At 73.0% G+C, this 16,229-nt stretch carries 1 protein-coding gene; it reads left to right on the top strand.

The window, feature by feature from the left end; genetic code table 11:
• Positions 1 to 27: 27 nt before the first annotated feature.
• Positions 28 to 16,155 (top strand): amino acid adenylation domain-containing protein, encoded by a 16,128-nt coding sequence (locus DFR69_RS24310; protein ID WP_110039944.1) that lies wholly within the window; start codon positions 28 to 30, stop codon positions 16,153 to 16,155.
• Positions 16,156 to 16,229: the final 74 nt, after the last annotated feature.

The following is a 16,229-nucleotide window of genomic DNA, read 5'->3' as shown; positions in this document are numbered from 1 at the left end:
CGGACAGGTGAAGGATGTAGTGCTCGGATGGGTGAGGTTCGTCGTGCGACGCGTGGTCGAGGCAATCGCAAGGCGAGCACCCCGCTCTTCACGCAGCTGCTGACCGCCGCGGTCGATACCGCCGGTGACCGGGTCGCGCTCGTCTGCTCCCCCGCCGACGGTGTGCGGCGCGAGCTCACCTACACCCAGCTCGACGAGCAGTCCTCGCGGCTGGCGCGTGCGCTGATCGCGCACGGTGTCGGTCCCGGTGACGTGGTGGCGCTCGGTGTCGCCCGTTCGGTCGAGTCGGTGCTCGCGGTGTGGGCGGTGGCCAAGACCGGTGCGGCGTATGTGCCGGTCGATCCGGGGTTGCCCGCGGAGCGGATCGCTTTCCTGGTGGCGGATTCGGGTGCGGTGCTCGGACTGACGGGTGCGGCGCGGGCCGGTCTGCTCGGCGACGGGATCGAGTGGCTGTCGATGGACGACCCGGGCATCGCCGAGCTGCCCGCGCACCCGATCTCCTACCTGGATCGCGTCCGCCCGCTGACCGCGCAGCATCCCGCCTACGTCATCTACACCTCCGGATCGACGGGGCGCCCGAAGGGTGTGGTCGTCACCCATGCCGGTCTGGGCGCGCTGGTGGCGGCCGCGCGGGAGCGCTACCGGGTGGACGCCGAGTCGAGGGTGCTCCACGTCTGCTCCCCCAGTTTCGACGTCTCGGTGCTCGAGCTGCTGGTGACCTTCCAGGCCGGGGCGCGGCTGGTGGTGTCGCCGCCGTCGGTGTTCGGCGGTCCCGAGCTGGCGGATCTGCTGGGCCGGGAGCGGGTGACGCACCTGCTGATCACGCCCGCGGCGCTGGAGTCGGTGGACCCGCGTGGGCTGGACGCGTTGCGGGTCGTGGTCGTGGCGGGTGACGCGTTCGGTCCCGCCCTGGTGCAGCGGTGGGCGGGCGCGGGGCGCGCGTTCTTCAACGGCTACGGGCCGACCGAGGCGACGATCCTGGCGACGGGCAGCGCGGAGCTGGAGCCGGGCCGTCCGATCACGATCGGTGCGCCGTTCGCCGGTGTCGGCGCGGTGGTGCTGGATGCTCGATTACGGCCGGTCCCGGTGGGGGTGGCCGGTGAGCTGTATCTGTCGGGTCCGGCGCTGGCGCAGAGCTATCTGGGCAGGCCCGGTCTCACGGCGGAGCGGTTCGTGGCGTCGCCGTTCGCCGGGGCCGAGGGCGCGCGCATGTATCGCACCGGTGATCTGGTGCGCCGCACGGCCGAGGGCGAGCTGGAGTACCTGGGTCGTGCGGACTTCCAGGTGAAGGTGCGTGGCTTCCGGGTGGAGCTCGGGGAGATCGATGCCGCGCTCACCGCGCATCCCGGGGTGGACTTCGCGGTCACCGTCGGGGTGACGGCCGATTCCGGTGCGACGGTGCTGGTGGCGTATGTCCTCGCCCACCACGGTGTTTCGATCGACACGGCGCAGCTCACCGAGTTCGTCGCCGGCGTGCTGCCCGGGCACATGGTGCCGAGCGTGGTGGTCGTGCTGGACGAGCTGCCGTTGACGCCGAACGGGAAGCTCGATCGCGGCGCCCTGCCTGTGCCGGTGTTCGGTTCGGTGGGGTCGCGGGCGCCGCACGGTCCGGTGGAGACGCGGATCGCGGAGCTGTTCGCACAGGTGCTCGGGGTGGAGCGGGTCGGGGCGGAGGATTCGTTCTTCGCCGCCGGTGGCGACAGCATTCTGTCGATTCAGCTGGTGACCAAAGCGCGGGCGGCCGGGATGGCGTTCACGCCGCAGCAGGTGTTCGAGCATCGCACCGTGGCGGGGCTGGCGCGGGTCGCGGTGCTCGGCGGTGAGCCGGTGGCGAGCCTGCCGGAGCTGCCCGGCGCCGGGGTGGGTGCGGTGCCGTTGACGCCGGTGCTGGCCGCGATGGTGGCCGGTGGCCGCGTGTTCGGCAGGTTCAGTCAGCAGATGGTGCTGGCCCTGCCCGAGTCGATCGACCGGGACGGTCTCGTCGCGGTTCTCGGCGCGGTCGTCGATCACCACGACATGCTGCGTGCCCGGCTGGTGCTCCGCGACGGACAGTGGCGGCTGGAGACCCTGCCGCCGGGCAGTGTGGACGTGCGCGATCTGCTCACCACGGTCGAGGTCCCGGCGGGCGCGTCGCTCGACACTGTCGCCGAGTCCGCCATGGATGCCGCGCTGGCCGCGTTGGATCCGGCCGCGCGCATGCTCGCCCTCACCTGGCTGCGCAGGACCGACGGTCCCGACGCGTTGGTCGTCGCCGCCCATCACGCCGTGATCGACGGTGTGTCCTGGCGGATCCTGTTGTCGGACCTGGTAGCCGCGTGGGCGCGGTACTCGGCCGGGCACCGGGTGGTGCTGCCCGCTGTGGGGACGTCGTTCCGTCGCTGGGCGCACGGGTTGGCCGAATCGGCGCCGTCGCGGCGCGCGGAACTGGACCACTGGCGCGCGACCTTGGCGGTGCCCGACCCGCTCGTCGGCGATCGCGCGCTGGATCCCGTGCTCGACACCGCGTCGACCGTGCGCACGTTCAGTGTCACGGTGCCCGCCGACATCACCGAGGCCGTCCTCACCGAGTTGCCGACGCGATACCGCGCGGGCGCCGAGGACGGCCTGCTCGCCGCGCTGGCCCTGGCGGTGCGCACGTGGCGTGCGCGGCGTGGCGTCGACGCGCCGGCCACCCGGATCCGCTTGGAGGGGCACGGCAGGGAGGCGTCGGCGGTGCCCGGCGCGGATCTGACGCGGACGGTCGGCTGGTTCACCAGCATGTATCCGGTCGCGCTCGACCTGAGCGGTGTCGACCTCGACGACGCCTGGCGTGCGGGCGCGGCGACGGCGGCGGTGGTGAAGGCGGTCAAGGAACAGCTGATCGCGGTGCCGCACAAGGGCATCGGCTTCGGCGTGCTGCGTCACCTCGACCCCGAGTCGGCACCGCTGCTCGACGGTGCGCTCGGTCAGGTCGGCTTCAACTACCTCGGGCGGGTCTCGGCGGGTGAGGTGTCGGCCGATCCGGACGCGCACGGCTGGTTACCGACCGCCGAGTGGGGTGAGCCGGCCGCGCACCAGGATCCGGAACTGCCCGCGGCGGCGGTGATCGACGTCAACGCGCTGGCGACCGACACCGACGCGGGCCTGCGGTTGCGGGCGTCGTTCTCCTACGCCGCGGAGGTCGTCGACGAGGCGTCGGTGCGGGAGCTGGCCGAATGCTGGACGGCGGCACTGCACGTGCTGGCCGAGCATCTGCGTGGCCCGGCGGCGGGTGGGCTCACCCCGGCCGATGTGGCGCTGGTGCGGGTCGGGCAGGACGAACTCGACCGCTGGCATCGCGAACATCCCGGCCTCACCGATGTCGTGTCGCTGGCTCCGTTGCAGCTGGGCCTGTTGTTCCTGGCGCAGGTGTCGCCGGAGGACCCGTATCTGGTGCAGCTGGCGGTGGAGCTGGCCGGTGACGTGGATCTGGTGCGGTTGCGCCGGGCGGCGCAGGTGGTGCTGGATCGGCATGCCATCCTGCGCACCTCGTTCGGGACGTCGGCGAGCGGGACGCCGGTCGGGTTCGTGGCCGGGTCCGTCGCGGTGCCGTGGCGGGTCGTCGACACCGAGCCCGCGGCCGCGAGTGAGTTCCTGGCCGCCGAGGCGAAGGCCGGGTTCGATCCGGCGGTGGCGCCGCTGGTGCGGTTCACCGTCTACCGCCACACCGGCACGCATCTGGTGTTGACGGTGCATCACCTGCTGGTGGACGGCTGGTCGATGCCGTTGCTGATGCGCGAGCTGCTCGTCGCCTACGCGGCCGACGGCGCGCCCGCACCGTTGCCGCCCGTGCGCCCCTACCGCGACTACCTGAGCTGGCTGGCCGGGCAGGACCGCGACACGGCGCTGCGCGGCTGGGCCGAGGCGCTGGCCGGGCAGGAACCGACGATGCTCGCGGCGGCGGTGCCGGCGCCGACGGAGTCGGAGCCGGGCCATGGCACGACCACGATCGAGCTGTCCCCCGCCGACGCCGAGGTGCTCGCGACGGTCGCCGCGGCACACGAGGTCACGGTCAACACGCTGTTCCAGGCCGCGTGGGGGCTGGTGCTGGCCGGGGCGGTCGGCGCCGACGACGTGGTGTTCGGAGCGGTGGTGTCGGGGAGGCCGCCGCAGCTCGACGGCGTCGACACCATGGTCGGCCTGTTCGCCAACACCGTCCCGGTGCGGGTCCGCGCGGAATCGGCGGTTTCGCTGCGGACGCTGATGACGCGGGTGCAGTCCGAACAGGTCGCGCTGCTCGACGGCCATCACCTGGGGTTGCCCGAGATCCAGCGGGCGGCGGGCACGGGCGAGCTGTTCGACACGCTGCTGGCCTTCGAGTCCTATCCGGTGGACCACGAGGGGATGCGGCGTGCGCACGGAGCGCTCGACGGGCTCGAGATCGTCGACGTGGTGGCGGCCAACGCCACGCACTACCCGGTCGCGGTCGGCGTCGAGGTGGGCGCGGGTATTCGCGTGGGTCTGCAGTATCGGCGCGATCGTTTGACCGCCGCGACCGCGGAGGCGCTGGCGGCCCGGCTGCGGATCGTGCTCGACGCCTTCGTCGACAGCCCGGAGCTGCCGGTCGGGGATCTGCGGGCGCGGCTGACCCGGCGCGCGGACCCGATCTCCCGCGCCGCGTACTGGCGCACGGTGCTCACCGACCTGCCCGAACTCGCGCTGCCGACCGATCGCCCGCGCCCCCAGACCCCGGTGACGATCGACGGCCGCGTCGGCATTCCCCTGCCGGCCGAATTGTGCGCGCGGATCAAGCGATTCGCGCGCGAACGCGAGACCGACGTCGCCACGATCGCGCACAGCGTGTTCGCCGTGCTGCTCGCCCGGGTGTCGGGCAGTACCGATCTCGCGATCGGATTCGCCGGTGAAGGCACCCGGCTCGTGCGGCTCCACCTCCCGGGCGGACGGTCCTTCGACGAAGTGGTGCGCGAGATGGCCACGGCCGAACGCGCGTGCCCTGCCCAGGGTTTGACATCGGAGGAGCGTGCGCGCTGGAACGCGCCGCGGCCGCTGGTCCGGGTCATGGTCCTGCCCGAGGACCGCACCGGCGAGGACGCCGCGCACTGCGACCTCGTCCTCATCGTGCGAACGCATCCGGGGGCGGGCATCGCCGTCGAATTCGGTTACGCCACCGCGCTGTTCGATCGTGCCACGCTCTCGGTCCTGGCCGACCGGATGCTGCGGCTACTGCTCGACGGGCTCGACCGTCCGCACACGCCGGTCGGTGATCTGGCGATGCTCAGCGCCGGGGAACTGGCCGCCCTCACCGCTCGCCCCGGCGAGGACGAACCCGCCGCCCTGTTCCCCGACCTGCTCACCCGCGGTGTCGCTCGCGGTCGCGACCGGATCGCGGTCCGTGAAGGCGAGCGGGTCCTCACCTACGGCGACGTGGACGAGCGCACGTCACGGTTGGCGCGGGCGCTGATCGCGCGTGGCGTCGGGCCGGAGGTTGCGGTCGCGGTCGCGCTGCCGCGATCGACGGAGATGGTGGTCGCCGCGATGGCGATCGCCAAGGCCGGCGGCGTGCACGTCCCGATCGATCCGGCCTATCCCGTGTCCCGGTTGCGGCACCTGGTCGCCGACTCGGGCGCGGTCCTCGGCCTCACCGCGACCGCCCACCGCGCGCACCTGCCGGCCGAGCTGGACTGGTTGTGCCTGGACGATCCCGCGTTCGACCAGGCGTGCGCCGCCTTCCCCGCCACCCCGGTCACCGACAGCGACCGACTCGCCCTACTGCGGCCTGCGCATCCGGCGTATCTCATCTACACCTCCGGCTCCACCGGCCTGCCCAAGGGCGTGACGGTGACCCACACCGGGCTGGCCCCACTGCTCGACGAGGCGGTGCGCCGCTACGGGGTGCGCGCCGAGGACCGGTTCCTGCACATCTGCTCGCCCTGCTTCGATCCCTCGATCCTGGAGTGGCTGTGCGCGTTCGCCACCGGGGCGACACTGGTGGTGGTGCCCGCCGAGATCCTCGGCGGCCCCGACCTCACCGCCGTGCTGGCCGAGGCGGCGGTGACGCACGCGATCATCACGCCGGCGGTGCTGGGCACCGTGGACCCGGCGGGCCTGGACGCGCTGCGGGTGCTGTCGGTCGGCGGTGATGTGACCACGCCGGAACTGCTGGCACGCTGGCAGCCTGGCCGCCGCTATCTCAACGGGTACGGCCCCACCGAGACCACCGTCATCTCCACCTATGCCGAGCTCACCGCGGGCGGCGCGGTGACGATCGGCGGGCCAGTCCCCGGTACCCACGCGATGATCCTGGATGCCCGGCTGCACCCGGTCCCGCCGGGTGTCACCGGCGAGCTCTACCTCGCCGGTCCCGCGGTCGCGCGCGGCTACCGTGCGCAACCGGGGACGACGGCGGCGCGTTTCCTCGCCGATCCGTGGGGCGGCGCGGGTGCGCGCATGTACCGCACCGGTGATCTCGTGCGCCTGCGTGACGGCGAACTGCACTATGTGGGCCGTGCCGACACCCAGTTGAAGGTGCGGGGGTTCCGTATCGAGCCGGGTGAGGTCGACGCGGTCCTCGCCACCAGGGCCGACGTCGCGGCCGTGGCCACGGTGGGCCGCTCCACGATGGCCGGTGCGATCACCCTCGTGTCGTATGTGGTCGCGGCACAGGACAATACGATCGACCGCGAGGCTCTGATCGAATACGTCGCCGGTCTGTTGCCGCCGCAGCTGGTGCCGTCGGCGGTCGTGGTGCTGGACGCCCTGCCGTTGACGACCAACGGCAAACTCGATCGCGGCGCGCTACCGGACCCGGTCGCCGCCCCGACCGGCGGCGACCGCGCACCACGCGGTGACATCGAAACCCTGCTGGCCGACCTGTTCACCCGCGTGCTCGGCGTGGCCGAGGTGGGGGTGCACGACTCGTTCTTCGCCCGTGGTGGCGACAGCATCCTGTCCATCCAGCTGGTCTCGCTCGCGCGCGCCGCCGGCCTGACGTTCACGACCAGGGACGTCTTCGAACACCGCACCGTGGCCCGGCTGGCCGAGATCGCCGGCACCGGCGGCACCGAAACACCCACGCTCACCGAATTGCCGGGCGGCGGGATCGGCGCCGTCCCGTTGACCCCGATCCTCGCCGAATTCCTCGCCGACGGGACGAGGGACCGTTTCGCGCAGACGATGGTCCTCGCGCTGCCCGCGCGGATCGACCGGGCCGGCCTGGTCGCCACGCTCGGCGCCGTCGTGGCCCACCACGACATGTTGCGTTCGCGCCTGTTCCAGGACGGCGACCGGTGGCAGTGGGAGGTACTCGCGCCCGGCGCCGTCGACGCCGACGAGCTCGTGACCGAACTCGACGCGGGCCACGCCGACGGCCCCGAACTCACCCGCATCGGCAGTGCCGCCATGGATTCCGCGCTGTCGGCCCTTGACCCGGCCGCCGGCCGCATGCTCGCCTGCACCTGGGTGCGGCGCGGCGACGCCCAGGACGTGCTGGCCGTGGCCGCGCACCACTACGCGATCGACGGCGTGTCGTGGCGAATCCTGTTGCCCGATCTCGTGCTCGCGTGGGCGCAGTACAGCGCCGGCCGACCGATCAGCCTGGCCCCGGTCGTGACCTCGTTCCGCCGCTGGGCGCACGGCCTGGCCGAGACCGACCGTTCCGCCGAATTCGACTACTGGCGGCGGGTCCTGGACACTCCCGACCCCCTCCTCGGCGCCCGCGCGCTCGACCGGACCCGCGACACCGAGGCGAGCACGCGCTCGCTCACGGTCCGGGTCCCGGTCGAGGTGAGCGACACGCTGCTGACGGCCCTGCCCGCCGCCTACCGGGCAGGCCCCGATCACGCCCTGCTGGCCGCGCTCGCCGTGGCGGTGCGCCGGTGGCGTGCCCGCCGCGGGATCGCCACCGACACCGTCCGCCTCCGGCTCGAGGGCCACGGCCGCGTCGACGACGTGGTGCCCGGCGCGGATCTGACCCGGACCGTGGGCTGGTTCACCAGCGTCCATCCCCTCGTCCTCGACCTGACCGGCGTCGCCGACGACGGCAGCGCCGAGACCCTCGCCGCGACGATGCGCACCGTCAAGGAACAGGTGCTCGCGGTGCCCGACCACGGCATCGGTTTCGGGCTGCTGCGTCACGACCGGGACCGACCCCACCGGCTGCCCGGCGAGATCGGGCAGATCGGCTTCAACTATCTGGGCCGGGCCACCACCGGCGCCGAGACCGCCGACACCGCCTGGCTGCCCACCGGCGACCTGGGCGAGATCGCCGTCGACCACGGACCGGACCTGCCCGCCCACGCCGTCCTCGACATCAACGCCATCGCGGTCACCACCGAGTCGGGCCCCTGCCTGGAGGCCGGATTCCGCTACGCCACCGGCATTCTCGACGACACCGCCGTGCGCGAGCTCGCCGAGGAATGGGTCGCGCAGCTCACCGCACTCGCCGCGCACCTGAGTGATCCGGCGGCGGGCGGGCTGACACCCTCGGATGTCGCGCTGGTGCCGGTGACCCAGCACGACCTCGACCGCTGGCGGCACACCCACCCCGGGCTCGCGGATGTGCTGCCGCTCTCACCGCTGCAGCATTCGCTGCTGGCGCTGGGGGAACTGCTCGAGGAATCGGTGCACGCCTACGTCATCCAGCTCGTCGCCGAACTGACCGGCGAGCTCGACCTCGCGCGGCTGCGGCGGGCCGCCCAGACGGTGCTCGACCGGCACGCGAATCTGCGCGCGGCCTTCGTCACCACTGCCGAGGGCATCCCGGTGCAGGTGGTGGCCGACGGCGTGCGAGCACCCGTGCGCCTGGTGTCCGAGGTCGCCGACACCGCGATCGCCGAGCTGCTGGCCGCCGATCAGCGCACGGTCTTCGATCCGACGATCGCGCCGCTGCTGCGATTCACGGTGTACCGCACCGATTCCGGACGCAGCCTGCTCGTGCTGACCGGCCACCACATCCTGCTCGACGGCTGGTCGATGCCGTTGCTGATGAAGGAACTGCTGGTCCTCTACACGACCGACGGCGACGCGGCACCACTGCCCGCCGTGCGCCCGTACCGCGACTATCTGGCCTGGCTCACCCGGCAGGACCGGGCCGCCGCCGAGCAGGCGTGGGCCCGGGCGCTCACCGGCGTGCGCCCGACAGTGCTGGCACCCGAGCTGCGGTGGCCGCCGGCGACCGGTACCGGTTTCGGGCTGTGCGAATTCGACTTCGACACCGCCGCGACCGCCGCGCTGACCGATTTCGCCGTCGCTTCCGAGGTCACCCCGAACACCGTGTTTCAGACCGCGTGGGGGCTGGTCGTCGCCGCGTGCACCGGCCGCGACGAGGTCGTCTTCGGCGCCACCATCTCGGGGCGGCCGCCGCAGCTCGACGGCGTGGGCGACATGATCGGCCTGTTCGTCGACGCGGTGCCCGTGCGCGTGCGGATCACGGACGGCACCGCGGGCGAACTGGTCCGCGCGGTGCAGACCGAACAGGCCGCTTTGCTCGATCACCATCATCTGGGGCTGGGCGCGATCCAGCGCGTGGCCGGGCACGGCGAGCTGTTCGACACCATGCTCGCCTTCGAGTCCTATCCGGTCGATGTCGAGGGGCTGCGGGCGGCCAGTGGCGCGCTCGACGATCTGCGCGTGGAGGACCTGCGCGGCGCCGACCACACGCACTACCCGATCACGGTGCTGGTGTTTCTCGGCGCCCGCACCCGGGTGCAGATCAAGTACCGGCGCGACCTCGTCGCCGAGGTGACGGCGCGGGCAGTCACCGACCGCCTCCGCACCGCGCTCGAGCAGCTGATCGCCACTCCCGCGACCGACCCGATCCGGGGGCTGGCCGAGGTCGCCGACCCGATCGGGCACGCCCGCTACTGGCGGCACGCCCTGGCCGATCTGCCCGCCCGCCTCGTACTGCCCGGGCAACATGGGGAGGGCGACGGTCGCGGACGAGCACAGCAGCCGCTACCGGAGCCCACGCATCAGGATGCGCGGGCACTCGCCGAATCCGCGGGCGTCAGCCGGCACACGGTGATCAGGACCGCCACCGCCGTGCTGCTCGCCCGCCTCACCGGCCGCGACGACATCCTCATCACGGCCCCGGGCCCGCTCCCCTTGCGCACCCTGGTCGACCCCGCGACCCCGTTCCACGAGCTGCTCACGCGCTCGCGGGACCTCGAGCGCGAGGCGCACACGCATGTCGGTCCTTCGCTGCCGGAACTCTCCGCCCTGCTCGGCCTCACGGACACCGCCGCGTTGACCCAGGTGTCGCTCGGCGGCCCCGGCCAGTCCGGTGACCTCGTCATCACCGCGCCCGAAGACCAGCCGACTGTCGAGATCGATTACGCCCGAACAGTATTCGACGACGCCACCGTGACCGACCTGCTCCGGCGACTGGTGCTGCTGCTCGCCGCCGCGGCCCGGCGGCCCGAGACCCCGGTGGGGGACCTGCCGCTGACCGACCCTGTCGAAGCCGCGGCGCTGCCGCACCTCGGTGACGGCGCCGCCCCGCCGGTCACCGGTACCCTGCCCGAGATCCTGGTCCGCGGCACCGGCTACGGCCAGCAGCGGATCGCGGTGCGCGACAACGGCCGCGAGATCACCTACGGCACCCTCGACGAGGACTCCGCCCGCCTGGCGCGCGTCCTCATCGCCGACGGCGTCGGGCCCGAAACCGTGGTCGCCGTCGCCATCCCCCGCTCCTACGAGGCGATCCTGGCGTTCTGGGCCGTCGCGAAAGCCGGTGGCGTCTACCTGCCGGTGGACCCCACCTACCCCGCCGACCGGGTGCGGCACATGCTCGACGACTCCGGCGCCACCCACGGCGTCAGCCTCGCCACGCACCGTCCCGCGCACGCCGGCGCCGTGCGGTGGCTGCTGCTCGACGACGCCGACGTGCGCGCCCGCGTCGCCGCGCGCGCCTGCACCCCGGTGCGCAATCGCGACCGGCGCGCGTCGATCCGCCACGACCACGCCGCTTATCTCATCTACACCTCCGGCTCGACCGGTCTGCCCAAGGGCGTCGCGGTCACTCACGCCGGACTCGGCGCGCTGGTCGCGCACTCGGCCAACCTGATGGGGCTGCGCCACGACCACCGGATGCTGCACGTGTGCTCGCCCAGCTTCGACCAGTCCATCGAGGAGATCGGCACGGCCTTCCACCGCGGCGCCACCCTGGTGATCGCGCCACCGGACACGGTCGGCGGCGCCGAACTCGACGACCTGCTGCGCACCGAACGGGTGACGCACACGATCATCACCCCCGCCCTGCTCGGCACCCTCGATCCGGCGGCCCTGCCCGATCTGGTGTGCGTGTCCGCGGGCGGCGAAGCGAGCTCCGCCGACCTGCTGGCCGCCTGGCAGCCCGGCCGCTACTTCCTCAACGGATACGGTCCGACCGAAGCCACCATCGGCGCCACCTACGCCAGTCTGCGTGCCGGACAACAGGTCACGATCGGGCGCCCGGTTCCCGGCGTGCGAGCCCTGGTCCTCGACGCCCGGCTGCGTCCGGTGCCCGTCGGTGTCGCCGGTGAGCTGTACCTGGCCGGGCCCGCCCTCGCGCGCGGCTATCACGGCCGCCCCGCCACGACCGCGCACCGATTCGTCGCGAATCCGTGGAGCGCGGGCGAACGGCTCTACCGCACCGGCGACCAGGTCCGCTGGGTACCGGCCGGCGACTCCCCGGAGCTGGAATACCTGGGGCGCACCGACTTCCAGATCAAGATCCGCGGTTTCCGCATCGAACCGGGCGAGGTCGACGCCGTCCTGACCCGGCATCCGCAGATCGCGGTCGCCGTCACCGTCGGCGCCCGCAACCCCGCCGGGGAGACCGTGCTGGTGTCGTATGTGACCGGCAGCGACATCGACCCCGCCGCCGTCACCGGCTGGGCATCGGCGCTGCTCCCCGCGCACCTGGTGCCGGCCGCGATCGTCGTGCTCGACCGGATCCCGCTCTCGGGGGCCGGCAAACTCGACCGCACCGCCCTGCCCGCGCCGAGTTTCACCGCCCGCCCCTACCGGGAACCCTCGACCGCGCTGGAACGCACCGTCGCCGCGGTGTTCGCCGACGTGCTCGGTGTCGACCGGGTCGGCGCCGACGACGACTTCTTCGACCGCGGCGGCAACTCCCTGCTCGCCACCCGCCTCACCGCCCGTCTCGGCGCGGCCGTCGAACTGCGGGTGCCGGTGCGGGTGCTGTTCGCCGCCCCCACGGTCGCCGCGTGCGCCGCCGAGCTCGCGCGCCTGACCCGCGCCGATCGCCGGCCCGCCCTGCGCGGGATGCCGCGCCCCGACCGGATCCCGCTGTCTCCGGCGCAGCAGCGCATGTGGTTCCTGAACCGGTTCGACACCCGCACCGCGGCCTACAACATCCCGGTCGTGCTGCGCCTGACCGGCGCGCTCGACACCGAGGCGCTGCGCCGCGCCTTCGGCGATGTGGTGGCCCGCCACGAGATCCTGCGTACCCGCTACCCGTCCGTCGACGAGGCGCCCGCGCAGGTGATCCTCGCGCCCGACCACCCCGAGGTACCGACGCTGCGGGTGGAGACCGTCGACGACACCGATGCGGCGGTGGCCCGGCTGGTGTCGACCGTGTTCGACGTGACCGGCGAAGTGCCGTTGCGCGCCTGCCTGTTCCGCGTCGCGCCCGGCGAGCACGTGCTGGCGATGACGGTGCACCACATCAGCGGCGACGGCTTCTCCGGCGGACCACTGACCCGAGACCTGGTCACCGCCTACACCGCCCGCGCGCAGGGCACGGCGCCGACCTGGGAACCGCTGCCCGTGCAGTACGCCGACTACGCGCTGTGGCAGCGACTGCTCCTGGGCGAGGACACCGATCCCGCGTCCACCGCCGCCGAACAGATCGCCTACTGGCGGCGGGAGCTGGCCGGGCTGCCCGACCAGCTCGACCTGCCGCGGGACCGTCCGCGTCCGGCGATCCAGACCTACGCCGGCGGCCGCGTGCCACTCACGCTCGACGCCGCCACCCACGCCGCGCTCACCGACCTGGCCCGCGCCTACGGCGCCACCCTGTTCATGGCCGTCCACACGGCCCTGGCCGTGGTCCTGGCCCGGCTGGCGGGCACCACCGACATCGCCATCGGCATCCCGGTCGCCGGACGCGGTGAATCCGCGCTCGACGACCTGATCGGCATGTTCGTCAACACCCTGGTCTTCCGGACCCGCGTCGACCACGACGCCGGTTTCGGCACGCACCTGACCCGGCAGCGCGAGAGCGACCTGCGGGCTTTCGCCCACGCCGACATCCCGTTCGAGCAACTCGTGGAGGCGCTCAACCCCGCTCGGTCCACGGCCCGGCATCCGCTGTTCCAGGTGGGGTTGTCGTTCCAGAACCTGGCCCAGGTGCGGATGGACCTGCCCGGCATCGAGGTGACCTCGGTGGAACTGGACCGCGCGCTGTCCCAGTTCGACCTGCACCTGATCCTGGCCGACAGCTACGACGCCGACGGTGCCCCCGCGGGCATCAGCGGCCACTGCACCTTCGCCACCGACCTGTTCGACGCGGCGACGGTGCGCGGGTTCCTCGACCGCTTCACCCGGTTCCTCACCGCCGTGACCGCCGACCCGACCGCGCCGATCCACACCGTCGACGTCCTCGCCCCCGCCGAGCGGAGCACCATCCTCGACACCTGGAATCGCACCGCCCGCCACGGCGATCCACGCGCCACGCTCGCGTCGCTGTTCGCCGACACGGTCGCCGCGGGCCCCGAAAACCTCGCCCTGGTCGCCGGCGACACCCGCTGGAGCTTCGCGGAACTGGACGCGCGGGTCAACCGGTTGGCCCGTCATCTCGTCGCCGCGGGGGTCGGCCCGGAGACGCGGGTCGCGCTGGCGATGCGCCGCGGCCCCGAACTCGTGGTGGCCATGTACGCGGTCGCCGCCGCGGGCGGGGCCTACGTGCCGATCGACCCCGATCAGCCCGCGGCCCGGCACGCCCACGTCCTCGACACCGCCGTCCCGCTGCTGGTCCTCACCGACACCGCCACCGGATTCAGCGCGCCGGGCAATGCCGTGCTCGCCGTCGACCGGCTCGACCTGACGCAGTTCCGGTCCGACCCGCTCACCGATCTCGACCGGATCGCGCCGTTGCGCGCCGCGAACACCGCCTACGTGATCTTCACCTCCGGTTCGACCGGCCGCCCGAAGGGCGTCGCCGTCTCCCATGCCGCGATCGTGAACCAACTGCGCTGGAAGACAGCCGAATTCGGGCTCACCGCCCAGGATTCGGTGCTGGTGAAGACGGCGGCGAGCTTCGACCTGTCGGTCTGGGAGTTCTGGTCGACCGCGGTCTGCGGCGCACGGCTGGTGCTCGCCGCACCCGACGGTCACCGGGACCCGCACCACCTCGCCGAGCTGATGCGCCGCGAAGGCGTCACCACCCTGCACACGGTGCCGTCCCTGCTCGACGCCCTGCTCACCGTGCCGTTCCCGGCCGCGGTCCGGCGGGTGCTCGCGATCGGTGAGGCCCTGCCGCCCGCCCTCGTGCGCCGGTTCAGCGCCGCCGCGCCGGGCACCGCCCTGTTCAACGTGTACGGGCCCACCGAGGCCGCCGTGTCCATCACCAGCCATCACGTCCGTGACGTCGACACCGAGACCGTCCCGATCGGGCGGCCGGTGTGGAACAGCCAGGTCTATGTCCTGGACGCGCGCCTGCGGCCCGTCCCCGCCGGGGTACCCGGCGAGCTCTACCTGGCCGGGACCCAGCTGGCCTCGGGCTACCTGGACCGCCCCGATCTCACCGCGGAACGCTTCGTGGCCAACCCGTTCCGGGCGGGCACCCGCCTCTACCGCACCGGCGACCTGGCGGCGTGGACCGCCGAAGGGGAGCTGGAATACCGGGGGCGCACCGACTTCCAGCTCAAGATCCGCGGCTACCGCATCGAAACCACGGAGATCGACGCCGTGCTCGCCGAACACGCCGACGTCGGTTTCGCGGTCACGGTCGGCCGGGAGAACCAGGCGGGCGCGACCGTGCTCGTGTCCTATGTCGTGCCCGAACCCGGACACGACGTCGTCGTCGCCGACCTCCTCGACCAGGCCGCGAAGACGCTGCCCTCGCACATGGTTCCCGCCACCGTGGTGGTCCTCGACGCCGTGCCGTTGACCTCGGTCGGCAAACTCGACCGCGCCGCGCTGCCCGCGCCGGAACTGGCCGCCCGCGCCTACCGAGCGCCCGGCACCGAACTCGAGCAGCGGGTGTGCGACATCTTCGCCGAGATCCTGCGCGTGGACCGGGTCGGGCTCGACGACCACTTCTTCGAACTCGGCGGCACCTCCCTCAGCGCCACCCGGCTCGCGGCCCGCCTCGGCGGCGCACTCGGCGCCACCGTGCCGGTCACCGCGATCTTCACCGCGCCCACCCCGGCCGGAGTCGTCGCGGCGCAGGCCGCCCAGAGCGCCGACACCGCCTTCGACGTGCTGCTGCCGTTGCGCCCGACGGGCACGCGCGAACCGCTGTTCTGTGTGCACCCGATCGGCGGGGTGGCCTGGTCCTTCGGTGGCCTGGCCGCGCACCTCGACCCGGACCGACCCCTCTACGGGCTGCAGTCACCGGCCCTGAACGCCGCGGAGCCGCTGCCGGATTCGATCGAGGACTGGGCCCGGCTCTACGTCAAGCAGATCCGGGAAGTGCAGGCCGAGGGCCCGTATCACCTGCTCGGGTGGTCGCTCGGCGGTGTCATCGCCCACGCCATGGCCGTGCAACTCCAGGACGAAGGCGACCAGGTCGCGCTGCTGGCCATGCTCGACTCCCGGTTGACCGTGGCCTCGGCCGAGCACACCGTCGGCGCCGTGACCGCGGCGGATCTGCTCGGCGGCTTCGCCGGCGACGACGCCGCACAGGACCTCGAGCCGCGGCACCTGGTGCGCGAGCTGTGTGAACGCTCCGCGCCCCAGGTCGCGCTCGATCCGGCCCGGCTCGACCGGATCGTCGACGCCGCGATCGCCTCGCTCGCCCTCGACGCCGCCTACCGCCCCCGCGTGTTCGACGGCGCCCTCACCTATTTCACCGCCGCCCACGACGACCCGACCGGCTCGACGGGCGCCTCGTCCTGGACCACGGCGGTCACCGGCCCGGTGCACAACCGGCCCGTCGACGCCACCCACTGGCGCATGACCGACGACAACGCCCTGCGCGTCATCGCGGCCACGCTCCGGCAACGATGGTGACCGCGCCGGATCTGCAGGACGAATAGCCCACGCCACCACGGTGATCGGCGGAATCTCCGACCGTGGACGGATCT

The organism is Nocardia neocaledoniensis (assembly GCF_003182135.1).
Lineage (GTDB): Bacteria > Actinomycetota > Actinomycetes > Mycobacteriales > Mycobacteriaceae > Nocardia > Nocardia neocaledoniensis.
The sequence above is the reverse complement of the archived record's forward strand: the minus strand, read 5'-3'. Positions and strand labels throughout refer to the sequence as shown.